We start from the raw sequence: 23,581 nt of genomic DNA on the forward strand, positions 1-23,581 counted from the left end.
TCCATCAGCCGTTCGCAACGTTCAGCATATCAAACCTTGTTGGTAATACTGAAGCTAAGTCTGCAGCGCCAGTGCGTAATAATGCTTCTGTTGATTGCCAATCGATACAAGCATCTGTCACCGAGACACCATAAGCTAATTCGTTTAACGGTAAGTTGCTGCTTTGCTTACCCGCATTAAGGTGACTCTCTAGCATCACCCCAATAATAGACTGGTTACCATTAACGATTTGGCGGAACACATCTTCACACACAGGAACTTGCTTGTTGTGATCTTTTGATGAATTACCATGACTGCAATCCACAATTAGGCGCGCGTTCAATTTAGCGGCATGCAGTTGCTTCTCACACTCAGCGACGCTATCCGCATCGTAATTTGGCGCTTTACCCCCGCGTAAAATCACATGACCGTCTGGATTGCCAGCCGTTTGCAGTAAGGCAACTTGACCTTTTTGGTTAATCCCCATAAAACGATGGCTACTCGCAGCAGATTCAAGCGCATTGATTGCTACTCCAAGTTTTCCGTCAGTACCATTTTTAAAGCCGACAGGCATAGAGAGTCCTGATGCCATCTCGCGGTGAGTCTGCGATTCAGTGGTACGAGCTCCAATCGCTGACCAAGTGATCAGTTCCGACATGTACTGTGGACTAATGGGATCAAGCGCTTCAGTGGCGACAGGAAGTCCAAGCTCAGCCAGCCAAATCATCAATTCGCGTGCCTTACGTAATCCTTTATCAACGTTAAACGACTCATTCATATCAGGGTCGTTAATCATGCCTTTCCAGCCCACGGTAGTACGCGGCTTTTCGAAGTAAACGCGCATCAACACATAGAATTGGTCGCCTAACGCATCATGTAGCTTTTTCAGCTTAAGTGCGTACTCTTTGGCAGCATCGATATCGTGAATAGAGCAAGGTCCGGAGATCACCAAGACTCGATTATCTCGCTTATGCACGATGTCAGATACCGTTTTACGGGCCTTAAGGACATATTGGCTAGCATGAGCAGACAAGGGGAGATCGCGCTTTAACTCCTCTGGAGTCACCAACACTTTCTCTGAACTAATATGGATATTATTTATCGTATCTTGCTGCATGCTTATCACCTGATTTAAGTGTTAACTGGCTAATAATTTGCGGCATTGTCGCCTCAATTAACAGTTAATCTTACTAAATTATACGTAATTGCGTAATGCTACACCATTACACCTTGAGAGCACTATGCCTGTCCGTCTGATTAAGATCAAGTAGCAAGTGCAGTAAATGAATAATTTTGTGCTTACAGCCGGTTTTACTAAGCTCAATTAATTAAACAGATTAGCTGAGGAATCTAGGTGCAAGTATATGAAGAGAGATTTTTGCGAGTAGGAGATGAAGTGTAATAGGTAAACTAAAGTGACTTTTTACTGAATCGCAGCTCACAAAAAACCGCCATATAGGCGGTCTCTCGTGCGAACACTGCATCTTTTTTATAACTAGGGACTAAATTACTTAGTTCCGAGCTTCTCACGGATACGTGCAGACTTACCTGAACGTTCACGTAGATAGTAAAGCTTAGCACGACGAACACGGCCGCGACGCTTAACTTCGATGCTAGAGATGATTGGGCTGTGAGTCTGGAACGCACGCTCAACACCTTCACCATTAGAGATTTTACGTACTGTGAATGCAGAGTGAACGCCGCGATTACGCTTAGCGATTACAACGCCTTCGAACGCCTGTAGACGCTCTTTACCGCCTTCTACAACACGTACTTTAACAACTACTGTATCACCGGCACCAAATTCTGGTACGTCGGTTTTCATTTGCTCTTCGTTGAGCATTTTGATGATGTTATTCATTAAATAAACTCCATTCTAGTAATAACTGCGCTTCGACTAATCATCTTGTTTGATGCTGTCTACAAATTCAGCTAAAAGCTGCTTTTGTTCGCCAGTCAGAGCTAGATTTTCAAGTAATTCTGGTCGTCTTAACAAAGTTCTACTGAGACTTTGTTGCAGACGCCAGCGTCTAATATGTTCGTGGTTTCCACTTAACAATACGGCTGGAACATCCAGACCATCCATACTTTCAGGACGCGTATAGTGGGGACAATCCAGTAAACCGTCAGAGAAGGAATCCTGCTCTGCCGAAGCCTTTTTTCCTAGCACGCCAGGAACCAGCCTCGATACTGAATCAATCAAAGTCATCGCTGGTATTTCACCGCCCGAAAGCACGTAATCTCCAATCGACCACTCTTCATCCACTTCAGTTTGAATAATGCGTTCATCGACACCTTCGTATCGTCCACACACTAAAATCAAACTGGATGACTTTGCTAACTCTTCAACGCCTTGCTGTGTAAGCTTACGGCCTTGAGGAGAAAGGTAGATCACCTTTGCCTCTTTTCCAGCTGCAGCTTTTGCTGCATGGATGGCATCGCGTAGAGGTTGCACCATCATTAACATGCCAGGGCCACCACCGTATGGGCGGTCATCCACTGTATTATGTTTATCATGGGTGAAATCACGAGGATTCCACGTTTGCATCTCTAGCAAACCCTTGCTAACTGCACGACCCGTTACGCCAAAGTCTGTTACGGCACGAAACATCTCCGGAAACAGGGTTACTACCCCTAACCACATCTGCTGTACCTCGACTTAAAAGTCCGGATCCCAATCCACTAAAATCTGTTTTGCCGTCAAATCCACCTTTAGGATGAACTGTTCGGTAACAAAGGGAACCATTCGTTCCGCTTTGCCAAAGCCATCTTTCGCGTTAGCCTTAACAAGAAGTACGTCATTTGATCCTGTTTCCACGATCTCCTGCACTTTACCCATGTTATAGCCTTTGGTATTAACCACTTCACATCCGATAAGATCTCGCCAGTAGAATTCATCTTCTGGCAAAACGTTCATCTGTTCAGCGGGTACGGCAATCTCACAATTTGTAAGTGCCTGAGCCTGATCCCGTGTTTCTACGCCTTCAAGACAAGCGACAACCGCTTTACCTTGCATGCGCCACTGGAGGACTTTAACCTCGCGCCATTCACCTTGCTCTTTTAACAACCAAGGAGAATAATCAAAAATACCTTCAACAGAATCGGTATAGGTAGTGATCTTCAACCAACCTTTAATGCCATGACTTGAACCTAATTTACCAAGTACGACGGGTTCTTGTTTACTGCTCATCAATCTATACCTTAACGCTATTAAGCAGCTGCTTTACGAGCGTCTTTGATCAATTTTGCTACACGATCAGATGTAGCAGCACCGTTAGCAACCCAATGCTCAACACGGTCAAGATCTAAGCGTAAAGCTTCTTCTTGGCCACGAGCTAATGGGTTAAAAAAGCCAACACGCTCAATGAAACGACCGTCACGGGCGTTACGGCTGTCAGCAACAACGATGTTATAAAATGGACGCTTTTTTGCGCCGCCACGAGCTAAACGAATGGTAACCATGCGTTTTGTATCCTCTAATGATTTGCTTTTTATCAAGCAAAAATAAAAACTGAAACTCCGTGTTCGCGGAGAGCCCCAGATAGAAAGCTGGCAGATATTACCTGACTGACCAGCGAATGCAACCGTAATCGACGTTTATTACGCCAAAAACGATTCACAGGCTAGAATGAAAACTCACCCTAGCCTGTAAAATTAGATACGGAACAATTAATAATAGACTAGCGTCCAGGCATTTTCATGCCCGGTGGTAACATACCGCTCATACCGCGCATCATCTTTTTCATGCCGCCTTTAGCCGACATTTTCTTCATCATTTTCTGCATTTGCGTAAACTGTTTAAGCAAACGGTTTACGTCTTGAATTTGTGTACCAGAACCCATCGCAATGCGGCGTTTACGTGAACCCTTAATAATATCAGGGCGCTGACGCTCACCTTTCGTCATTGAATTAATAATGGCTTCCATTTGGCCGGTCATTTTACCGTCTTGAACTTGAGCAAGCGCTTCTGGTGGTAACTGACCCACGCCAGGAAGCTTCTCAATCATGTTCATCATGCCGCCCATGTTCTTCATTTGCAGCAGCTGTTCGCGGAAATCTTCTAGATCGAAGTTACCGCCTTTCTTTACTTTTGCCGCAAGCTTCATCGCCTTGTCTTGGTCGACACCGCGCTCAACTTCTTCTATAAGCGACAATACATCGCCCATACCAAGAATACGTGAAGCAATTCTGTCAGGATGGAAAGCTTCTAGTGCGTCGGTTTTCTCACCCACACCCAAGAACTTAATTGGCTTACCGGTAATATGGCGAATCGACAGTGCAGCACCGCCTCGTGCATCACCATCAACCTTGGTCAATACGACACCCGTAAGAGGCAATGCTTCGTTAAAGGCTTTGGCCGTAGTTGCCGCATCTTGACCTGTCATGGCATCAACCACAAACAAGGTTTCGACTGGATTAACGGTAGCGTGAAGCTCTTTAATCTCATCCATCATGGCTTCATCAACATGCAAACGACCTGCAGTATCGACAATAACAACATCAATGAACTTAAGCTTAGCGTGCGCAATGGCTGCTTTAGCAATATCAACCGGTTTTTGGCTGACATCTGATGGGAAGAACTCGACTTCCACTTCTGCCGCTAACGTTTCGAGCTGCTTGATTGCAGCAGGACGATATACATCGGCACTCACAACCAGAACAGATTTCTTTTCGCGCTCGCGTAAGAACTTAGAAAGTTTCGCGACACTGGTGGTTTTACCCGCACCTTGCAGGCCGGCCATCATTATCACTGCTGGCGGTTGAGCTGACAGGTTCAAAGCTTCATTAGCTTCACCCATCGAATTTTCTAGCTCACTTTGAACAATCTTAATAAACGCCTGGCCGGGACTTAGGCTTTTGGATACCTCTTGTCCGACAGCGCGCTCTTTTACGCTATTAACAAAGTCACGTACAACTGGTAAGGCAACGTCGGCCTCAAGTAGCGCCATGCGAACTTCGCGCAAGGTTTCCTTAACGTTCTCTTCCGTTAAGCGACCACGGCCGCTGATATTTTTCAGCGTACGTGACAGTCTGTCAGTTAAGTTCTCAAACATTATCCAGTTCTTACCGTTTAAAATTGATATTGATGGCCCGTATTATAGCGATGCCCAGATATTATGCTACTCAATGCACCAAGTAACTTGGTTTACATTTGCCCCTAGAGGCAACATTTTGCGAAAAAACCGACCTAAGACATATAATCCACTCAATTATGCACCGAATGCCACTGCCCACTAACCCGAGCTCATGTTACTCTAATGGCTAGCGTTGTACGCGATTTCCGTGATTAAAACCGAGTGCGTTTAGAATGGAAACACAGCGCGTTACGATTTGTGATTCAGTAATTTAACTTCTGCATGAATCAGGTTAATATAAATGTCGTTTAGTCTGCTTTAACTTTTTGGTTCAGCCAACAAGTTAATAAAACAATAGTCAACAAAACAATAGGTTAATACTCAATGGTTATTTTTTCAGCGTCAGCCATGTTTTTTTACAGTATTGCTTTGATACTCGTCGCGACTCGTCTTTTTCACGCAGACGGACCCAACCGAAAATTAGTTGCGGGTATCGCAGCCATTGGTGTTGTTTTACACGCGGCAGCGCTATCGCAAGCTATTTTTACGGGTAACGGACAAAACTTTAGCCTGACCAATGTCATCTCAATGGTGAATTGGATCATCGCCTTTAGTTTCACCGTCTTAATGTTCCGTCTTAAAGTCATCGTCGTTGTGCCTGTGGTATATGCTTGTTCGGTGATCTCGGTTGCCCTTTTATGGCTAGTACCACCAGAGTATATTACGCACTTTGACATCCACCCAGATGTACTCGTGCACGTAGTGCTGTCATTAATGGCCTACAGTGCCTTAATGATTGCGGCGTTATATGCCATCCAGTTAGCGATTATTCAGCGTCGACTCAAGAATAAAAAGCTCATTATGACATCAACAATGCCGCCTCTGATGACCGTTGAAAAACAGCTGTATCATCTTGTTATTGTCGGCGTAATTTTATTGAGCTTAGCGCTTGCGACTGGTTTTATCTTCCTCGATGATATGTTTGAAGAAGGCAAAGGTCACAAAGCGATTCTGTCTATCCTGGCTTGGTGCGTCTACATTGGTATGTTAGCCCAGCAATATTGGGTGGGTTGTAAAATTAGAACTGCCGTTGCCTATACCCTAACAGGGGGAGTGTTGTTGACGCTCGCGTACTTTGGTGCCCGCATCGTTAAAGAGTTAATCCTCAGCTAATTCTCATCTTAGTCAACTTTGGCTCAATCAGTTCAGCATTGAGCCAAACTTGACATGCTTTCGAAATATCTGTAATTACTAATTTTTACAGCTTTTATTTATCCACTGCGGAGCTCCAACTTTTGGACGAAATATCCACTGGCGTACTATTGTCTGTTTTGTGCGTCTTAATTCTACTTTCAGCCTATTTCTCAGGGTCTGAAACCGCGATGATGACCTTAAACCGATATCGTCTACGCCATCTAGCATCTAGCGGCCATAAAGGGGCGATTCGAGCCACTAAGCTGTTGGAGCGGCCGGATCGGCTGATTGGCCTTATTCTCATTGGCAACAACCTCGTCAATATCCTAGCCTCATCCATTGCAACGATTATAGGCCTCCGCCTATTTGGTGATGTTGGTATTGCCATCTCTACCGGTGTATTAACATTAGTGGTACTGGTTTTTGCCGAAGTCACCCCCAAAACATTTGCTGCATTGCACCCAGAACGTATCGCTTTTCCATCAAGCTTTATATTACAGTTCTTACTCATCGTGCTGTCACCATTTGTAAAAATCGTTAATGGCATCACCTCTGGAGTGCTCAAATTCGCGGGCATCAACTCGACAAAAACCTCAGACGCATTAAGCCAAGAAGAGCTGCGCACTGTTGTGCACGAAGCTGGTGCATTGATCCCAAGGCGACATCAAGAGATGCTATTGTCGATCATGGATTTAGAGAAGGTGACGGTAGAAGATGTCATGGTGCCGCGCTCAGACTTATATGCCATCAACATCAATGACGAATTTAAGAGCATTAATAAACAGGTCATTCAGAGTCCACATACTCGCGTTCTACTCTACCGCGACACAGTCGATGACGCTGTCGGCTTTGTTCATTTGCGTGATGCATTACGATTGCAGTCTAAAGAGCAGTTCAGCAAATCTTCATTACTGCGCGCCGTAAAAGAGTTGTACTTTATCCCTGAAGGCACCCCCCTCAACGTACAACTGAGCAACTTTCAGCAAAACAAAGAACGTATTGGTCTCGTCGTTGATGAGTATGGCGACATTCAAGGACTCGTTACTTTAGAGGATATTCTCGAAGAGATTGTAGGTGACTACACCACATCGATGCTTGCCACCCCGAGTGAAGATATTTGCGAACAACAAGATGGCAGTTTTCTTATTGAAGCCACCATCAACATCCGTGAATTGAATAAAGAGATGGAATGGCACTTTCCGATTGACGGCCCTAAAACCCTCAATGGTTTGATATTAGAGCATCTTGAAGAGATCCCAACAGTAAAAACCAGCATGCGTATTGCTGGTTACCCCATTGAAGTCATCAAACTGGGTGATAACATGGTCAAGACAGTGCGGGTGCTACCTCAGCATTATGAGCAACCCAAACATTAACCACTAAATCCCCCTAAAAACGCTAATCATTGATTAGCGTTTTTTTTGTGACGATTGCCGTTATGCTACTTTACCTTTTTTGCCGCTTCAATCGCTCTGCGTTTATCTCGTGCAATAGGGGTTATTTCAGCTAATAAATCTTTTTCTAAACCCAACTTAAAATACACTTCAGCCATCAAAAAGAATGGCCCTATGAGTAATTGATTAAGGTCATCAACAAAAGCGGGTTTAGCTTTCTCATATTTGTGGCCGATAAACTGAATAATCCATCCCACAATAAACGTCGCAATCGCGATATAACCAGCGCCATCATATCGAGCAACGACACTCGAGGTGTAGAGCACTGGAATGATAAACAAGGTTAAGCCGATAGCTAACTTTGCATGCAACATAAAATAGTAAGCTAAAACAATGACTGCAAAAATGGTGGCCACATTAAAGCTAATGGCTGGATCGTCAAACACCACAAAGTTGATTGGAATAAGGTTAAAACCGACAAAAGCGGACCAGATGATAAGCGGTACACCAAAGAAATGCGTCTTTATATTACTCGGATTTAAATGCACGCTTTTATAGGTCGATAACTGCTCAACGGCGGATTTCATCTTAGTGTCTCCATACTTGATCAAGTCTCATTATAGTTATTATTTAACTTATCTTTAACCTAAAGGATTTTACCCTCGATTAATAGAGCAAATATTCAGCCCGGATATCAAGTCTTGGTAAGTTTGCTCTCAAAAAGTGCAGCAAGCCTATTTCCATTGAAGTGATGTACTAAAGATCTCATCGGATGCATTAGTCATCTATCTAAATACACGCCAGTATAAATGTATGTGACTTAGTAAGAGCGTCTTGGGGGAAACCTGCAGGAGAAGCCCGCTCTTTGGCATTAAGCTACCACGGCATATATGAATCTATTCAGATCAGACGAGCAATGTTCCTTGCCCAAGTTTATGATTGAATTCCACGACGTTGGTTAAGCGGAGTTTAATAAGGTTAGCTATCTGTAAGACTGCTGAAATATAACATCAAGAAAAAGCACCACTATCAGCCATACTGCTCAACATAACCAGCGCAGCACCAAATAAGGGGATATTTGCAGCTAGCCCATAACGCCATTTTTTAAATGCGAATTTACCGACGATTAAGCTTGCAATAAATACCGTTACTACCCACAAAACACAAGTGAATAAAAACGCTAACCCCGTAGCAATACCTTCATGATCAATTCTATCGACCTCAATCAGATACATAGGCCCAATTATTTGTAATATTGGTGTGGCGATAATAAACAAACTCAGTATTAATTTATTCTCGATCATTTTTTCTATCCGGGCCTTATTCAATGCATCATCTTGCTAAACAATACTTAGCGCTCAATAATGACCTTGCAACTAAGACTCTAAAATTACCGTTGCTGTGGCATAGTGCTGCTCATCTGCAATAGACAAATGCCCTCTCACGCCACCCAGCTCAGCGAGCCTATCAGCAGCACCCGCAGTAAAAGTGACGATAGGGGCGCCATTATCATTATTGCTGATCGCTATATGTTGAAATGACACACCACGGCCTATGCCAGTTCCTAGTGCTTTGGCTGCGGCTTCTTTCGCAGCAAAGCGCTTAGCCAGATAGCGACCGGGGTTAGATGAATCAACAAACAAGGCATGCTCTGTCGGCGTGAGTACTCTTTTGGCGAGACGGTTATTGTGTAACTCTTGTTCTCCCGCTTTGGGGACTCGCGCTTCGATACGCGCAATCTCAACAATATCTGTACCTAAGCCAACAATCATAAATCCCTCAACACTCGCTGATAGTTAAACAAAAGCCGAGAATAGCTCAGTGCTACGCTCGGCTTTAAAAGCAGCTTTAAAAACCTTTACTCGCCTCGACGACCTTCGACCATTAACTGCTTCATATCACGTACGGCCGTCGCTAATCCATCGATAGCAGCGCGAGCGATAATCGAATGACCGATATTAAGCTCGTAAAGCTCAGGGATCGCGGCAATAGGCTTAACGTTATGGTAATGCAAACCATGACCCGCATTAACCACTAAACCTTTACCATGGGCATAAGTTGCCATCTCGCTGATACGGCTAAGTTCAGTTGCGGTATCGGCATCCGTTAGTGCGTCTGCGTAACAACCCGTATGGATCTCAATCACGGGAGCACCAACGGCAACAGCCGCGTCAATTTGAGTGGTATCTGCATCAATAAACAAAGAGACCTTAATGCCCTCTTGAGTCAAACGTGCTACAGCAGCTGCAATTTTGTCTTGCTGGCCCGCAACATCAAGACCACCTTCGGTTGTAAGCTCCTCACGTTTCTCTGGCACTAGGCAAACGTAAGCAGGCTTAATATCGCAAGCAATATCAAGCATCTCATCGGTGACAGCCATCTCGAAGTTCATGCGCGTCTTTAAGGTTTTCGCTAACGTATATACATCTCTGTCGATGATATGACGGCGATCTTCACGCAAATGGATGGTAATACCTTCAGCGCCAGCATGTTCGGCGACGGCGGCAGCATGAACAGGATCAGGATAGTTTGTACCGCGAGCTTGGCGTAGCGTAGCAATGTGGTCAATGTTAACGCCCAGTAGGATCCGGCTCATGTGTATTCCTTAAATAGACAACAATATAAAAAGGCTATTGTACTGGGAGATTTAACGTTTAGCTAGCGAGGGGCTGGTCGTTACGCCATTGAATTAGCCAAGATTACCCTTTCCGGACAGTGTTGCCTGAATTTGCACGTTTCTTGATAAACAAGCTGCGTGAGTGCAATGGTTTATCGCCCAGGGTAGGTGCTAATAGCTGCCGCATCAGCTTCTTGGCTTCCGTTGAATGTTGGGCTGATAGGGATTGATCCTTGAGCGCGACTAACATTGCGCCGGTAAAGAATTTGTGTTGATTAAACGCTGTCGCAACGACGGGCATAAAGCCATGTTCCATATCCAAACGGTAGAAGCCACTGGCCGTAATGAACGCCCCCGACGGATCATTTTCGAGCGATGGCATCGTGCCTAACTCTTGCAGCAATGCTAATTCAAAATAACGCAACTGGATTTGGTCAAACCCTTTTGCCATTGCGATGAGTGTTTGATGATAATTAAAAAATAGATCCTCGGCACTGTGCTGCACGGTTAGGCAGCGGATAAGCAACTCGTTAAGATAGAGACCTGAATATAAACAATCACCGCTTAACGGCACTGCTGGACTAGCCGCTTCAACTTGCTTTAAATTCTTTAAATCCGACTTGCCCTGTAATTGAAAAATGATTGGCTGGAAGGGCTGCACTATGCTGCGGATTGAATTTTTTGCGCCTCCTAGTCGTGCCACAGCGTCAACACGACCTTTACCATCAACCAATAGATTAACGAGTACACTAGACTCGCGAAAGGGTCGAGTATGAAGAACGTATCCACGCTCCATAATGATTAAATCCTAAAGGGTAAATGCATTAAAACAACAAAACATCATAGCATGTGTCATTTTATCAGTTGTATCGGTTGTATCGGCTTTATCGGCTGTATCGGCTCTATCGGCTTTACCCGGCTCTATCGGCTTTAACCGACTGTAGAGAGTTAATCACGATTCAATAAGGATAGGTATAAAAATGCCTCTTCTTATTGCTAAAAAGAGGCATTATTGTCAAGCGAAGTAAATGATTACTCGTCGCCGTAACCTAAGCTACGCAATGCGCGTTCATCATCAGCCCAACCTGATTTGACCTTAACCCACATCTCTAAGAAAACCTTATTATCAAACAGGGTTTCCATATCAACACGGGCGGCAGAACTGATGGTCTTAATACGCTCGCCTTTATTACCAATCACCATCCGCTTTTGCGTTTCACGCTCAACCAAGACTAATGCGTTGATCTGGTAAACGCCGTTTTCCATCATCTTAAACTGCTCAATCTCAACCGTACAATCGTAAGGCAGTTCGTCACCTAAAAAACGCATGAGTTTTTCACGAACGATTTCTGATGCCATAAACTTTTGCGAACGGTCCGTCACATAATCTTCAGGGAAGAAATGTGGAGACTCCGGCACAACCTCAACTGACATATCCAAGATACGTTGCACGTTAGTGCCTTGAGTCGCCGATATAGGCAGAATTTCATCAAAATCAAACTTTTTAGCTAACTCTTGCAGATACGGGAACAGTGCTTTTTTATCTTTAATATTATCCACTTTATTGATGGCTAATATTGTTTTACGGCCATCGTCACGGCTCTGTAATTTACGCAGTACCATGTCGTCATCAGCGGTCCAAGTCATGCCGTCCACCACAAAGATAACTAAGGCGACTTCGGCAAGCGAGCTGGCGGCAGCACGGTTCATTAAACGGTTAATGGCGCGCTTCTCTTCCATGTGCAAACCGGGGGTATCAATAAATACCACCTGTCGTGGACCGTCAGTATGAATTCCCATAATACGGTGTCTAGTCGTTTGAGGCTTTTTAGAGGTAATACTGACTTTTTGGCCTAACAGTTTGTTAAGCAAAGTCGATTTACCAACATTTGGTCGCCCTACTATCGCCACCATACCGCAATAAGTCACTGCATACTTAACCGCTGATGAAGGGTTATTCATCTGTGCGAGTAAGTCATCTAAACTCGGCTCATTGCTCTCTGGTAAATCTTTGTTGTTACTCATTTCTTTATTAACTCCAACACTTGAGCGGCTGCACTTTGTTCTGCTTTTCGGCGTGAACTAGCAACCCCAGCAACGGCTTGTTTCAAGTCTTCTACAACACATTCAACGGTAAAGGTTTGCTCGTGAGCATCCCCTTCAGTATGGACGACTTTATAAATAGGCAGTGGTTTTCTGAACTTCTGCAAATGCTCTTGAAGCAAAGTCTTTGGATCTTTCTGGTTAATCGGCTCGATAATGTCCAAACGCGATGCATACCAATTAAGGACTAGCCTTCGGCAATTCTCGATTTCTGAATCAAGATAGATAGCACCAATAATGGCTTCTACCGCATCGGCTAAAATAGATTCTCGTCTAAAACCGCCACTTTTGAGTTCGCCAGGGCCAAGCTTTAGGTAATCGCCGAGCTTAAACTCAATAGCAATCTCTGCGAGCATTTTCCCGCAGACTAATGTCGCTCTCATGCGGCTTAAATCGCCTTCAGTTGCTTTAGGAAACTGATGATATAGCGCATCAGAAATCACAATTGAAAGTATTGAATCACCTAAAAACTCAAGTCGTTCATTATGTTTATTAGACGCACTTCGATGTGTTAGCGCCTGATCTAAGAATGCTTGGTCTGCAAACACATAACCTAAAGTACGGCATAGTCTAGGGATATTTTTAATCGGTTCCATATTACACAATTCCGCCTACACGGTTAAAACGTACCCCTGTTGGGATCCAAGCTGGCAATAAGTCAGCAGCCGTTCTGTCAAATTCAAAACTAATCCAAATAGCGACCGCTTTACCGACTAAGTTTTGTTCGGGTACAAAGCCCCAGAAACGACTGTCTGTACTGTTGTCGCGGTTATCGCCCATTGCAAAATACTGTCCTTCTGGAACAATAAATTCAGTTAACGGTACGTTCTCTTGGCGATGATAGTAATTAATCATGTCTGGTCGAGACGGGTTAATTAAGATGTCATGAGTAACATCACCAAGCTGCTCTTTATAACGCAATAATGGCGTACCATCTTGCGAAAACTCGCCACGGTTAACCGAAACGCGCTCAACCACTTTTAATTCAGGACAAGGACTTTGACCTTCAGCACAAGCAGGTTGGATAGAAAGTTGTTTATTACGGTATACAATTCTATCGCCAGGCAAACCAACAATACGCTTGATATAGTCGATTTTTGGATTTTCAGGGTACTTGAATACCGCCACATCTCCACGTTCAGGCTTACCCGTTTCCTTTAGGGTCGAGCGCCATACAGGATCTTTAATCCCGTAACTAAACTTCTCTACCAGAATAAAGTCACCGACTAATAATGTCGGCATCATTGAGCCTGATGGGATTTGAAATGGCTCATAAATAAAAGAGCGTAGAATAAGTACGAACGCAATCACGGGGAAGATTGACTTTGCCGTTTCAACAAACGCTGACTCGCGCATGATAACTTCAATACTGTCTTCATTTAGATCAACTTCTGCAGCTTGAGCCATTGCCAACTTCTCACGACGCTTAGGCGCAAATAAAAGCGCATCCGCCATCCAAACTAGACCACTGCCTAGCGTGACAAAGACTAAAATAAGAGAAAAATAGGCTGCCATTATTAATTAACTCCTGCCGAACATAATTGGGTAGCGATGAAAATACCGCTGTCACTAAGGTTATACGCCAGTAATGAAAGCGCCGCAAACTGCGGCGCAAACTCTAGCGATATATTAACAAATCTTAATCGATTAACTTAATCATTAAGTTTTAACACTGCTAAAAACGCTTCTTGTGGTACTTCAACGTTACCCACTTGTTTCATGCGTTTCTTACCGTCTTTTTGCTTCTGCAACAGCTTCTTCTTACGCGAAATATCGCCACCATAACATTTAGCGGTAACATCTTTACGTAAAGCCTTAATAGATGAACGCGCAATAATCTGACTACCAATAGCAGCCTGAATTGCAATATCGAACATCTGTCTAGGGATAAGCTCTTTCATCTTATCAACCAGAGCAAGACCGCGCTGACGAACACTACCTTTATGGGTGATCATCGCTAATGCATCAACTCTGTCACCATTGATCAAGATATCAAGGCGAACCATATCTGCAGGCTCAAAGCGGCTAAAATTGTATTCAAGTGAAGCATAACCACGACTGGTTGATTTTAAACGGTCAAAGAAGTCCATGACCACTTCAGCCATTGGCATGTCGTAGGTGATTGCCACTTGGTTACCGTGATAAACCATGTTGGTCTGCATGCCACGTTTTTCAACACATAAAGTAATAACGTTACCCAAGTACTCTTTAGGAACCAAAATATTGGTTTCTACGATAGGTTCACGCATCTCTTCGATGTTGTTAATTGCAGGCAAATCAGACGGGTTATCAACGTAAATTGTCTCGCCTTTAGTACCAATCACCTCATAAACTACCGTAGGTGCTGTGGTGATCAAATCTAGGTCGTACTCACGCTCTAAACGCTCTTGGACAATCTCCATATGGAGTAAACCCAAGAAGCCGATGCGGAAACCAAAACCAAGCGCAGATGATGTTTCAGGCTCAAAGAACAACGAAGCATCATTGAGGCTTAGCTTGTTCAATGCATCACGAAAGCTTTCGTAATCGTCAGTCGATATAGGGAAAACACCCGCGTAAACCTGTGGCTTAACTTTCTTAAATCCGGGTAATGGCTCAAGTGCACCATTTTTGGCAAGCGTCAGCGTATCACCAACTGGAGCGCCATGGATCTCTTTAATGCCGGCGATAACAAAACCAACTTCACCCGTATTGAGCGCGTCAGTATCGGTCTGTTTAGGGGTAAATATACCCACTCGGTCAGCCGTATGGTTTTGCCCCGTAGACATGACTTTAAACTTGTCGCCTTTTTTCAGCTTGCCGTGCTTAATACGAACAAGTGAAACGACACCTAAATAGCTGTCAAACCATGAGTCGATGATCAAGGCTTGAAGAGGTGCATCTGGATCGCCTTCAGGTGGCGGAATCTGTGCCACGATGACCTCAAGTACTTCAGCAATACCTACACCCGTTTTAGCGGAGCAGCGCACGGCATCAGCAGCTTCAATACCAACAATATCTTCAATCTCTTCTGCAACGCGCTCGGGATCAGCTTGTGGCAAATCGATTTTGTTTAAGACAGGGACAACGTCCAATTTCATCTCTAAGGCGGTATAACAGTTGGCGACGGTTTGTGCTTCAACCCCCTGTCCTGCGTCAACGACCAATAACGCGCCTTCACAAGCCGCTAAGGAACGTGACACCTCATAAGAGAAATCGACGTGACCTGGTGTATCAATAAAGTTGAGTTGGTAAGTTTCACCATCATTAGCCTTATAATCCAAAGTCACGCTTTGCGCTTTAATAGTAATACCGCGCTCACGTTCTAGATCCATTGAATCTAAAACCTGGGAAGCCATTTCACGATCGGATAAACCACCGCAATCTTGGATAAGGCGATCTGAGAGTGTTGATTTGCCATGGTCAATATGGGCAATAATCGAAAAGTTTCTAATATGCTTCATTATGCGGGATGACTAAACTCGAAGTTGAAAAACAATTTTTAAGGTGCAGAATTGTACCCGATTGCGGCTTTAATACCAATTTTTAAAATGATTTTACAATGGAATATTAAACCCGCGGCTACGTAACTGCGGTTATTGCGCTATATCTATCGGTGTGCCAAGCGATTTAATGATGATTGGCAGTGCCTTTTCCTCTAGCGCTTTAGCAAACTTCTTTCCTACAGCCCAAGCACTTACGCCTCCAATCAGCGCCCCTATTATCGATAACAGGTCTTGATTGACATCAACAGCAGTCGCTAAAACGTTGCCACTATAAGCGCCAATAAAGAAACCCATTAATGGCAGCATATAAACTAATAAGGCCGCTTTTAGAATAACGCTTTCAGGAAGGCCAAGCTTTAAACGCTCCCCTTTAGCTAAAACACGTTCAGTTTGAATCGAAAAACGCTGAACTTTTGAAGAAAAGGCTTTTGCGACTGCAGAAGTGCCACAGGAATCCCCACTTTCACAGTGATTACAGGCACTCTTCATCTCTACCTCTACAACGACCCAGCCAGAGTTGTTATTAGCAATAACTTTGGCAATCTCTTCCATCATCCCCAAAACTCCTTATTGCAGCATAATGCTCTTGGCAATACGGCTCAGTGTTTCCGCAGGTACTTTCCCCACAGCAACAACCTCTGCATTACCAACACGCTCAGTGGCAAATGATAAACCATTTCGGGTGACAAGTTCATCGGGTAGCGGCGCATCACCCGCTTTGGCGACATAGACAGAAATACTGGCTAAACCATCACTAATAGCAATATATTCAACCGCATCTTTACTGCCAATTAATCGATGTTGATCTTTTACGAGGATTTTAAAGCCTTCAGGCAACCAGCCGAATTTCCAATCTTCGCCAGTGGCACGCTCTGACTGCGCCATAACGGCAGGCCATTCTTGCTTGTGTGCCTCTTTCAATATCGAAGGAACATCTTCCAACACCAGGAGCTCAACCACTAAAAGCTGCTCCAAGAGCTGTTTGTCATCATTAATCATATCGAATCGTAACGGTAAATAGGTGTCCATATCCAACCAGACCTGATAACCGTAACGATTAGTATCATTAGGTATAATGCGCACTAATTGCCCAGGTCTTCCGGCTATTCGGCTACGGCCACCCAATACAAACTTATACCCCGTTTCAAGCTTAGAGACATCGTCAGCAAAGGCTGCAGGAATAACACCTTGAATGCGATTAGCGTGGACGCTATAAGCGGGTTGATCATGCTCAATGAATGTAACGGTATTACCAACACGCACCGCATTTTTGGGTGGTCCATTGAGATGCTCTAAAAATGCCACTTCTTGACCATCAACTTTGCCATGGATATACACCAATGGACGAATATGATCGGCTTGAATTTGGATAAGGGATATTTTGAATTCTTGTTCACGCAGCGCTTGGCTCATATTTTCTAGCCAAGCTTTGGCGGGTATGTCTTCCTGCGCCATCGCGGGAAGACTTATGGCTAAGATAGCCAATAGGATTAGACGCAAGCGAGCTCCTTGTTACTGATTGACAGGTATTGTATCTACCTCGCCATTGTCCTCTATATTCACACCATTATTCAATCTCTGTTGTAACATATGATCTTGAATATAGGCATTGATACGACGACGCTGGTCTACAACTTGCTCATTTGTATAGCTCTGGTTTTGCTGAACGGCACCCGTTTGCAGGCTCACCGGCGATGCACTACCCATTAATGGGCGAGTACTCAATACAGGTAATGGTGAGTTATCCAGTAACGTTTCTTGATTGTAATTTTGGACACCAACCACTGCCACCATAGCAACCGTTGCCGCAATCGCATATTGGCCAAATTGTTTGAAAAATGGCACAACGTTACTGGTTGCAGGCTTGGTTTTAACTGTCGATTGTTTAGGAGCTACAATTGCAGGCTCGTCATCAATAGCAGCCATAATACTGGCACTGAGATCAACTGATATTGTTTGTGGCAATTCACCACGCATCGCATCACCAATCATATGATAATCACGCCACTGTTCATGTGAATCTGTGTCAGCCGCTAACTCAGCTAACATTTGCTCGTCGAGTTCACCATCGACTGCAGCAGAGACCCATTCCTGACCTAATCTATCCATTTTTCACCTATCTCTATCAAGGATGCTAGCGTTCTAGCAACGGCTTAAGCTTTTTATCGATTGCCTCTCGCGCTCTGAAGATCCGAGATCTTACAGTGCCTACAGGGCAATCCATGACATTAGCAATCTCTTCGTAACTCATACCATCAAGTTCTCTCAGTGAGATTGCCATCTTCAATTCTTCTGGCAATGTGTCTAAAGTGTCGAAAACGACCTTTTGAATCTCTTCAGACAAGAGTAACCGTTCAGGAGATGCAAACTCCTTTAACGCGTCACTACCATCATAATACTCGGCTTCTTCAGCATCGATATCATTCGCAGGCGTTCGACGCCCTTGTGCGACCAGATGATTCTTTGCAGTATTAACTGCAATGCGATACAACCACGTGTAAAACGCACTCTCGCCCCTAAAGTTCGGTAACGCTCGATATGCTTTAATAAAAGCTTCTTGCGACACATCTGCAACGTCTGCCTGATTTCGCACATATCGCGATATCAGATTTGCGACCTTGTTTTGATATTTTTGTACCAAAAGGTTAAAAGCGTTCTTATCACCACGCTGTACGCGCTCAACTAACTGTTGATCACTTATTTGTCCACTCATCCGAGCCGACTACTCCTAAATCTAATACTGATTTCTCAGCCGCTCGAATCATATTCACTTATGTAGACTAGCGAGTTTCAAAAAAGTTCTATAAAAATTTGCAAAGATGTCATTTTCTTTTCAGGGGAAGCTACTAATATCCTATTTACAGCCTAATATCAGGCTAACAAATCGCTTTCATCCACGGCTTGTTCAGACAGTCAGTTTCTTATCATCAGCATACTGACACTCAATATGCCTTCTCCCATATTCGAATCAACCATACCTTACCAATTTAAGCCACTGATACCAGCATGTTTATCACCGGGGTTTGTAACAATATGCACCTTACGCAACACATATATAATGAGTGTAAAATCTAAACCAAACAGAAATGGACCCTTGATAAGTATCCATATGAGACTTCTTGGTTTAACATAGTCCGAACTCCCCGATCACTCTATGATACCTGATGAAACAAGTAGTTGAACACCAATCTGACCTTTTGGTTATTGGCAGTGGTGCTGCCGGTCTTACTTTAGCTCTACATCTTGCTGAAAAATCGAAGGTTATTTTACTTTCCAAAGGCCCTCTCAGTGAAGGTTCTACCTATTACGCCCAGGGCGGTATAGCCTCTGTTTTCGATGAAGATGACACTATTGAGTCTCATGTTGCCGACACTTTAGTCGCTGGAGCAGGGCTTTGTGATGAGCCAGTGGTTAAATTTACCGCTGAAAATGCCAAATCAGCCATGCAATGGCTAATTGACTGTGGTGTTGCCTTTGATAAAGAAGAAACTGTCGATGGTAGTCCAGAAGAGGCGCCGTATCATTTAACGCGTGAAGGTGGTCATAGCCATCGACGTATTTTGCACGCAGCAGATGCCACAGGTAAAGAAGTGCAAATCACACTTCAAGAGCAAGCAAGCCGTCACCCCAATATTCAAGTACTAGAACGTTACAACGCTATTGATTTAATCACCACTCGAAAATTAAACCGCCCAGGCAATCGAGTACAAGGTGCTTATGTCTGGAATCGTGACTTAGAGCAGGTAGAAACAATCAAAGCACGGTTTGTCGCATTAGCGACGGGAGGTTGTTCTAAAGTATACCAATACACCTCAAACCCCGATGTCGCATCTGGCGATGGCATTGCTATGGCTTGGCGTTCAGGCTGCCGTGTTGCCAATATGGAATTTAATCAGTTTCACCCAACCTGCTTATATCACGCCGATGCGCGCAACTTTTTGATGACAGAAGCCTTAAGAGGCGAAGGCGCATTTTTACGCCGTCCAGATGGCAGCCGCTTTATGCCTGAGTTTGACGAAAGAGCCGAGCTCGCACCGCGTGATATCGTCGCTCGCACAATAGACTATGAGATGAAACGTTTAGGCGCAGATTGTGTGTATTTAGACATTACTCACAAGCCGGCAGATTTCGTTATTAAGCATTTCCCTACCATCTATAAGCGCTGCCTTGAGTTTGGTATCGATATTACCACTGACCCGATCCCTGTCGTGCCTGCCGCGCACTATACCTGCGGTGGCGTTATGACTGATTTACACGGTCAGACAGATTTAAATGGTTTATATGCCATCGGCGAAGTCGCCTATACCGGGCTACACGGGGCCAATCGTCTTGCCAGTAATTCATTACTTGAATGTCTTGTTTTTGCCAGAGCTGCAGCTGAAGATATTGAAAGCCAGCTTGGAAAAATCCCCATGCCGGGAACACTTCCCGCTTGGGATGAAAGCCAAGTATCAAATTCAGATGAAGAAGTTGTTATCGCGCATAACTGGCATGAACTCCGGCTATTTATGTGGGATTATGTTGGTATCGTTCGCTCTGATAAACGTTTAGAGCGTGCCTTAAGACGTTGCGCCATGCTACAACAAGAGATCCAAGAGTATTACAGCAACTTTAGAGTCAGTAATAACCTGCTAGAGTTACGTAATCTTGTCCAAGTTGCCGAACTCATCATCCGCAGCGCAATGGAGCGAAAAGAGAGCCGTGGCTTGCACTACAACATTGATCATCCGAATAAAGACCCTTCACCTAAACCGACTATATTGCAGCCCAAATAGTAAAGTGTAACAAGTGCTAGTTAATCTGGCTTTGGTAAGATTGCAGTAGCAGACGACACAAATGGCGATAGTTTGTGTCGTTCAACATATCAGCCCATACCACCAGTCTCTTGACCTTAGTGTCACATTGGATATCAAACATCACCGCAAACGGAGTCACTATAGGTTTACCTTTGAGCACAAAACACTGCTGCTGATTAAGCCGACCATTGCCTTCTGCTGATAATACAAACTGACAAGACCAGTGTTTTAATTGCCAAAACTGCCAACTAAAGTAAGCGATACACAGGGTAAATAGCAGTGATTTGCTCAAAAGATAAGTGATTGATTCACCATAGGGCCAAATCAGGAAGGAAATTAAACAGATACTTGCAATAACGACCAACGAGAGTCGTTGGCCGAAAGAACTGGAAAGATAAAAACTATGCTGCTGGGCGACCACGAACTCTAATAATCATCTTAGCGAATTCAGGATCTTTACAGATTTCATGTCCCATAAACCATGCAAAAAGCTCTGGGTCTTCAGACTCTAAAAGCTTTACAAAAATATCTTTGTCAGCATTAGACATCGCTTCATAATGCAGCTCAACAAAAGGCTGTAACAACACATCTAGCTCTAACATGCCTCTACGACAAGCCCATCTAACTCTAGCTATTTTCATGGGTTCTGGCATTGATTCTGACAAGTTTATTACTCCACTCTTTTACAATTCCGTTAGTGTATACCCAAATGGCCTTTAGGAAAATAGGATGGTTATAGTTGCTGAACTTTTACATCTTTGCCGGCAAAGAGTTCTGAAAAATCGGTACTCAATAAACGCTTCACCGCTGGGTGTTGGATCATGCGTTCAGCAAACATCACATGATACACCTCTTTAATATCGGTCGTTTCACCAAGCAGCGTCATCCCATGGGCTAAAATGTCTTGCTTGTATATTGATGGCGCCACGAATATACCTTGCTTAAAAAAACCAAAGGCTTTCATCATAGCCGCATCATCAAACTCACCTAATATGCTGATATTTAGATTTTTCTCATCAAACCAGCGCACGAGTTGCTGTCCTAACGAGGTCCCTCTACTGGGTATGAGTAGCTTGCCTTGCTCTAAACACTCAGGAAAGGGTTTTGAATACGTCTCAGCAGAGAAAAAAGCAATACCACACTCCCCTAACTGTTTAGAGAGTATCTCTGGATATTTAAGGCTTTCACCCGCGCAATCAGATAAAATCATATCCAACTTATGGGCCCTAAGTCGCTCCATTAAGCTTTCATGCGTAGCCTCGTAACAGGCTAAATGCATCGAACCATCACTAGGAACCACTGACAATAGTACCCGGCTCGTTAGTGCTTTTGACAGCGCTGCAGCAATCCCCACTTCAAACCGTATGTTGTCGTCTTTCTGATAGTTCAGCAGATCGAGCATCTCATAGCTAAGGCTAAACATTTTATCTGCGTAACGAAATACCAGTTCACCAAGTTCAGTAGGCTCTAATGACCTGCCTACGCGCTTGAATAGGCTACCTTTAAGGCTGCTCTCCAGCACTCGGATCTGACCTGTCACTGTTTGCGGTGTTAAGCATAATGCCTCAGCGGCTTTCGCAACAGAGCCTTGCTTTTGGATCATCCAAAAATAGTACAGATGGTTATAGTTAAGATTTGCCATATAAAAATGCCATTGTTAATACGCAAATGGGGTGACTACAAAGTCACCCCATAATGCTATTGAGCTACTTTAAACGTTGGCAGTCCATAAGACCAAACATCGCCGTTGACAAATCTTCCGTATTTTCAATCTTGCCGACGCTAAACGCTTCAGCCAGTCCTGCGACTAACTCATCTCTATCAGGGATCCGGTTTTGACAGAAGGTCCGGTTTGCTTCTTGAAAACGTTTACCACCTCTATATTTGAGCGCGCGCGATTCATAATCATTGGACTCCAAACGCTCACCAACTGCCGCACCTTTAAACATAAGGGCACCATCAACGATACCTTCAAGATAATTCTGGCAATGAAAATCTTTTATATCTTCATTGCAGGCATCAATTTGTGACGCTGAAGCAGTAGTGCTAAAACCCAATGCTAATACCAGTGTTAATAGGACTATTCTCATGCTTTCTCTCCTTTCTTAGGCAACACGCTAGATAACCAAAAGTATCCTATTGTTGCCGAGGCAAATGAACCTAACAGAATGCCCAGTCTCGCATAATCACCATACATCTGCCCTTCACCAACAAAGGCAAGCGAGGAGATAAACATAGACATTGTAAAACCAATACCACACATCACTGCCACCGGCATTATCTGCTTCCAACCGACGCCATCAGGCAAAACAGCTAGCTTGAGTTTTACCGCAAGAACACTAAATAACATAATACCCAATGGCTTACCGATAAGCAGACCGAGTGCGATCCCTAATGGTACTGGCGATAGCAATGAACTTAAGCTCATGCCTCCTAAGTCGACGCCTGCGTTAGCGAAAGCAAAGATTGGCAAGATGATGAATGTACTCCACGGGTGTAAACCATGTTCTAAACTTTCTGATGGTGATGAACCATCTTTAGCGCGCAGCGGAATACAAAAAGCAATGATCACACCTGCTAAAGTGGCATGCACTCCAGATTTCAACACCGCGATCCACAAAATCATGCCTAATACACCGTAGGGACCAAGCGCAGTAATCCCCTTACGGTTAAGCCCTACCAGACCAACAATTGCCGCAGCCGCAATCAACAAACTTATGGTTGATAAGTCAGTGCTATAGAACAATGCGATAATAACAACGACGCCTAAATCATCGATAATGGCTAACGCTAACAAAAACACTTTTAAAGAAACCGGAACTCGACTGCCTAAAAGCGCCATTATCCCCAATGCAAAAGCGATATCAGTCGCAGCAGGAATAGCCCAACCCACTTGCGTAATAGGGTCAGAGTAATTAAAGATGAGATATACTGCGGC

27 protein-coding genes are annotated in these 23,581 nt (G+C 44.1%); 3 read left to right on the forward strand and 24 right to left on the reverse strand.

Annotation, left to right across the window (positions count from 1 at the left end):
• Positions 1-4: 4 nt before the first annotated feature.
• From CXF82_RS10925 to ffh, 6 genes are all read right to left on the reverse strand, one after another.
• Positions 5-1,096 (reverse strand): 3-deoxy-7-phosphoheptulonate synthase, encoded by a 1,092-nt coding sequence (locus tag CXF82_RS10925; RefSeq protein WP_101090468.1) that lies wholly within the window; start codon positions 1,094-1,096, stop codon positions 5-7.
• Between the two features lie 390 nt (positions 1,097-1,486).
• Positions 1,487-1,840 (reverse strand): 50S ribosomal protein L19, encoded by a 354-nt coding sequence (gene rplS, locus CXF82_RS10930; RefSeq protein ID WP_101090469.1) that lies wholly within the window; start codon positions 1,838-1,840, stop codon positions 1,487-1,489.
• A 36-nt stretch (positions 1,841-1,876) separates the two neighbouring features.
• Positions 1,877-2,623, reverse strand: coding sequence for a tRNA (guanosine(37)-N1)-methyltransferase TrmD (gene trmD, locus CXF82_RS10935; protein ID WP_101090470.1), 747 nt, complete (start codon positions 2,621-2,623; stop codon positions 1,877-1,879).
• 15 nt (positions 2,624-2,638) lie between these two features.
• A complete protein-coding gene (gene rimM, locus CXF82_RS10940; protein WP_101090471.1) occupies positions 2,639-3,169 on the reverse strand; it encodes a ribosome maturation factor RimM in 531 nt (176 codons plus the stop codon).
• A gap of 20 nt (positions 3,170-3,189) precedes the next feature.
• Positions 3,190-3,441, reverse strand: coding sequence for a 30S ribosomal protein S16 (gene rpsP, locus CXF82_RS10945; RefSeq protein WP_101090472.1), 252 nt, complete (start codon positions 3,439-3,441; stop codon positions 3,190-3,192).
• A gap of 218 nt (positions 3,442-3,659) precedes the next feature.
• Positions 3,660-5,033, reverse strand: a complete 1,374-nt coding sequence (gene ffh, locus CXF82_RS10950) for a signal recognition particle protein (protein ID WP_101090473.1) — start codon at positions 5,031-5,033, stop codon at positions 3,660-3,662.
• 405 nt (positions 5,034-5,438) lie between these two features.
• On the opposite strand from ffh, the gene CXF82_RS10955 reads away from it, so the two are divergent.
• Both CXF82_RS10955 and CXF82_RS10960 read left to right on the forward strand, forming a co-directional pair.
• A complete protein-coding gene (locus CXF82_RS10955) occupies positions 5,439-6,227 on the forward strand; it encodes a cytochrome C assembly family protein (protein WP_102044194.1) in 789 nt (262 codons plus the stop codon).
• A gap of 122 nt (positions 6,228-6,349) precedes the next feature.
• Positions 6,350-7,624, forward strand: a complete 1,275-nt coding sequence (locus tag CXF82_RS10960; RefSeq protein WP_102044195.1) for an HlyC/CorC family transporter — start codon at positions 6,350-6,352, stop codon at positions 7,622-7,624.
• A gap of 65 nt (positions 7,625-7,689) precedes the next feature.
• On the opposite strand, the gene CXF82_RS10965 is transcribed toward CXF82_RS10960, so the two are convergent.
• The 13 genes from CXF82_RS10965 to rpoE all read right to left on the reverse strand — a co-directional run bounded on the left by CXF82_RS10965 (position 7,690) and on the right by rpoE (position 18,560).
• Positions 7,690-8,229: an Mpo1 family 2-hydroxy fatty acid dioxygenase gene (locus CXF82_RS10965; RefSeq protein ID WP_102038312.1), complete on the reverse strand. Its 540-nt coding sequence runs from the start codon at positions 8,227-8,229 to the stop codon at positions 7,690-7,692.
• Positions 8,230-8,652: 423 nt separating this feature from the next.
• Positions 8,653-8,946 (reverse strand): hypothetical protein, encoded by a 294-nt coding sequence (locus tag CXF82_RS10970; protein WP_257982772.1) that lies wholly within the window; start codon positions 8,944-8,946, stop codon positions 8,653-8,655.
• Positions 8,947-9,018: 72 nt separating this feature from the next.
• Entirely contained in the window at positions 9,019-9,414 is a 396-nt protein-coding gene (gene acpS, locus CXF82_RS10975) for a holo-ACP synthase (protein WP_101090477.1), read from the reverse strand.
• An 86-nt stretch (positions 9,415-9,500) separates the two neighbouring features.
• Positions 9,501-10,238 carry a pyridoxine 5'-phosphate synthase gene (gene pdxJ / locus CXF82_RS10980; RefSeq protein WP_101090478.1) on the reverse strand — a complete coding sequence of 246 codons (738 nt, stop codon included), beginning with the start codon at positions 10,236-10,238 and terminating at the stop codon, positions 9,501-9,503.
• A 103-nt stretch (positions 10,239-10,341) separates the two neighbouring features.
• Complete coding sequence (recO, locus tag CXF82_RS10985) at positions 10,342-11,055, reverse strand: DNA repair protein RecO (RefSeq protein WP_101090479.1); 714 nt, start codon at positions 11,053-11,055, stop codon at positions 10,342-10,344.
• Between the two features lie 236 nt (positions 11,056-11,291).
• Positions 11,292-12,284, reverse strand: coding sequence for a GTPase Era (gene era, locus CXF82_RS10990; RefSeq protein ID WP_101090481.1), 993 nt, complete (start codon positions 12,282-12,284; stop codon positions 11,292-11,294).
• Positions 12,281-12,958 (reverse strand): ribonuclease III, encoded by a 678-nt coding sequence (rnc, locus tag CXF82_RS10995; RefSeq protein WP_101090482.1) that lies wholly within the window; start codon positions 12,956-12,958, stop codon positions 12,281-12,283. Before rnc ends, era begins: the two co-directional genes overlap by 4 nt.
• Position 12,959: 1 nt before the next feature.
• Complete coding sequence (lepB, locus tag CXF82_RS11000; protein WP_101090483.1) at positions 12,960-13,877, reverse strand: signal peptidase I; 918 nt, start codon at positions 13,875-13,877, stop codon at positions 12,960-12,962.
• A gap of 137 nt (positions 13,878-14,014) precedes the next feature.
• A complete protein-coding gene (gene lepA / locus CXF82_RS11005) occupies positions 14,015-15,805 on the reverse strand; it encodes a translation elongation factor 4 (RefSeq protein ID WP_101090484.1) in 1,791 nt (596 codons plus the stop codon).
• A 132-nt stretch (positions 15,806-15,937) separates the two neighbouring features.
• A complete protein-coding gene (locus CXF82_RS11010) occupies positions 15,938-16,402 on the reverse strand; it encodes a SoxR reducing system RseC family protein (RefSeq protein WP_101090485.1) in 465 nt (154 codons plus the stop codon).
• A gap of 12 nt (positions 16,403-16,414) precedes the next feature.
• Complete coding sequence (locus CXF82_RS11015; protein WP_102044196.1) at positions 16,415-17,347, reverse strand: MucB/RseB C-terminal domain-containing protein; 933 nt, start codon at positions 17,345-17,347, stop codon at positions 16,415-16,417.
• Between the two features lie 12 nt (positions 17,348-17,359).
• Positions 17,360-17,956, reverse strand: coding sequence for a sigma-E factor negative regulatory protein (locus tag CXF82_RS11020; RefSeq protein WP_101090487.1), 597 nt, complete (start codon positions 17,954-17,956; stop codon positions 17,360-17,362).
• 25 nt (positions 17,957-17,981) lie between these two features.
• Positions 17,982-18,560, reverse strand: coding sequence for an RNA polymerase sigma factor RpoE (gene rpoE, locus CXF82_RS11025; RefSeq protein WP_101090488.1), 579 nt, complete (start codon positions 18,558-18,560; stop codon positions 17,982-17,984).
• 451 nt (positions 18,561-19,011) lie between these two features.
• Between rpoE and nadB the strand changes: the two genes are divergently transcribed.
• Positions 19,012-20,622 (forward strand): L-aspartate oxidase, encoded by a 1,611-nt coding sequence (nadB, locus tag CXF82_RS11030; RefSeq protein ID WP_101090489.1) that lies wholly within the window; start codon positions 19,012-19,014, stop codon positions 20,620-20,622.
• 16 nt (positions 20,623-20,638) lie between these two features.
• Here the strand turns inward: nadB and CXF82_RS11035 are convergent, their stop codons facing one another.
• From CXF82_RS11035 to nhaA, 5 genes are all read right to left on the reverse strand, one after another.
• Entirely contained in the window at positions 20,639-21,064 is a 426-nt protein-coding gene (locus CXF82_RS11035; RefSeq protein ID WP_101090490.1) for a protein YgfX, read from the reverse strand.
• On the reverse strand, positions 21,045-21,296 hold the full coding sequence (locus CXF82_RS11040) for an FAD assembly factor SdhE (protein WP_257982773.1): 252 nt from the start codon (positions 21,294-21,296) through the stop codon (positions 21,045-21,047). Before CXF82_RS11040 ends, CXF82_RS11035 begins: the two co-directional genes overlap by 20 nt.
• Positions 21,297-21,376: 80 nt before the next feature.
• On the reverse strand, positions 21,377-22,285 hold the full coding sequence (gene nhaR / locus CXF82_RS11045) for a transcriptional activator NhaR (RefSeq protein ID WP_102038314.1): 909 nt from the start codon (positions 22,283-22,285) through the stop codon (positions 21,377-21,379).
• A gap of 64 nt (positions 22,286-22,349) precedes the next feature.
• Complete coding sequence (locus CXF82_RS11050; RefSeq protein WP_101090492.1) at positions 22,350-22,733, reverse strand: hypothetical protein; 384 nt, start codon at positions 22,731-22,733, stop codon at positions 22,350-22,352.
• On the reverse strand, positions 22,730-23,581 hold an 852-nt coding region (gene nhaA, locus CXF82_RS11055; RefSeq protein ID WP_102044197.1), incomplete at its 5' end, for a Na+/H+ antiporter NhaA. The genes nhaA and CXF82_RS11050, both read right to left, overlap by 4 nt.

It is taken from the genome of Shewanella sp. GutDb-MelDb (genome assembly GCF_002836075.1).
Lineage (GTDB): Bacteria > Pseudomonadota > Gammaproteobacteria > Enterobacterales > Shewanellaceae > Shewanella.

What these genes read in the sequence shown, in the direction of transcription:
- lepB (WP_101090483.1), bottom strand. Translation starts at nt 13,877, where the DNA reads ATGGCAGCCTATTTTTCTCTTATTTTAGTCTTTGTCACGCTAGGCAGT.
- CXF82_RS10970 (WP_257982772.1), bottom strand. Translation starts at nt 8,946, where the DNA reads ATGATCGAGAATAAATTAATACTGAGTTTGTTTATTATCGCCACACCA.
- rpoE (WP_101090488.1), bottom strand. Translation starts at nt 18,560, where the DNA reads ATGAGTGGACAAATAAGTGATCAACAGTTAGTTGAGCGCGTACAGCGT.
- CXF82_RS11050 (WP_101090492.1), bottom strand. Translation starts at nt 22,733, where the DNA reads ATGAGAATAGTCCTATTAACACTGGTATTAGCATTGGGTTTTAGCACT.
- era (WP_101090481.1), bottom strand. Translation starts at nt 12,284, where the DNA reads ATGAGTAACAACAAAGATTTACCAGAGAGCAATGAGCCGAGTTTAGAT.
- trmD (WP_101090470.1), bottom strand. Translation starts at nt 2,623, where the DNA reads ATGTGGTTAGGGGTAGTAACCCTGTTTCCGGAGATGTTTCGTGCCGTA.
- CXF82_RS11040 (WP_257982773.1), bottom strand. Translation starts at nt 21,296, where the DNA reads ATGCCAGAACCCATGAAAATAGCTAGAGTTAGATGGGCTTGTCGTAGA.
- acpS (WP_101090477.1), bottom strand. Translation starts at nt 9,414, where the DNA reads ATGATTGTTGGCTTAGGTACAGATATTGTTGAGATTGCGCGTATCGAA.
- nhaR (WP_102038314.1), bottom strand. Translation starts at nt 22,285, where the DNA reads ATGGCAAATCTTAACTATAACCATCTGTACTATTTTTGGATGATCCAA.
- recO (WP_101090479.1), bottom strand. Translation starts at nt 11,055, where the DNA reads ATGGAGCGTGGATACGTTCTTCATACTCGACCCTTTCGCGAGTCTAGT.
- ffh (WP_101090473.1), bottom strand. Translation starts at nt 5,033, where the DNA reads ATGTTTGAGAACTTAACTGACAGACTGTCACGTACGCTGAAAAATATC.
- pdxJ (WP_101090478.1), bottom strand. Translation starts at nt 10,238, where the DNA reads ATGAGCCGGATCCTACTGGGCGTTAACATTGACCACATTGCTACGCTA.
- CXF82_RS10955 (WP_102044194.1), top strand. Translation starts at nt 5,439, where the DNA reads ATGGTTATTTTTTCAGCGTCAGCCATGTTTTTTTACAGTATTGCTTTG.
- rimM (WP_101090471.1), bottom strand. Translation starts at nt 3,169, where the DNA reads ATGAGCAGTAAACAAGAACCCGTCGTACTTGGTAAATTAGGTTCAAGT.
- rplS (WP_101090469.1), bottom strand. Translation starts at nt 1,840, where the DNA reads ATGAATAACATCATCAAAATGCTCAACGAAGAGCAAATGAAAACCGAC.
- CXF82_RS11020 (WP_101090487.1), bottom strand. Translation starts at nt 17,956, where the DNA reads ATGGATAGATTAGGTCAGGAATGGGTCTCTGCTGCAGTCGATGGTGAA.
- nadB (WP_101090489.1), top strand. Translation starts at nt 19,012, where the DNA reads ATGAAACAAGTAGTTGAACACCAATCTGACCTTTTGGTTATTGGCAGT.
- CXF82_RS10925 (WP_101090468.1), bottom strand. Translation starts at nt 1,096, where the DNA reads ATGCAGCAAGATACGATAAATAATATCCATATTAGTTCAGAGAAAGTG.
- rnc (WP_101090482.1), bottom strand. Translation starts at nt 12,958, where the DNA reads ATGGAACCGATTAAAAATATCCCTAGACTATGCCGTACTTTAGGTTAT.
- CXF82_RS10965 (WP_102038312.1), bottom strand. Translation starts at nt 8,229, where the DNA reads ATGAAATCCGCCGTTGAGCAGTTATCGACCTATAAAAGCGTGCATTTA.
- rpsP (WP_101090472.1), bottom strand. Translation starts at nt 3,441, where the DNA reads ATGGTTACCATTCGTTTAGCTCGTGGCGGCGCAAAAAAGCGTCCATTT.
- lepA (WP_101090484.1), bottom strand. Translation starts at nt 15,805, where the DNA reads ATGAAGCATATTAGAAACTTTTCGATTATTGCCCATATTGACCATGGC.
- CXF82_RS11010 (WP_101090485.1), bottom strand. Translation starts at nt 16,402, where the DNA reads ATGATGGAAGAGATTGCCAAAGTTATTGCTAATAACAACTCTGGCTGG.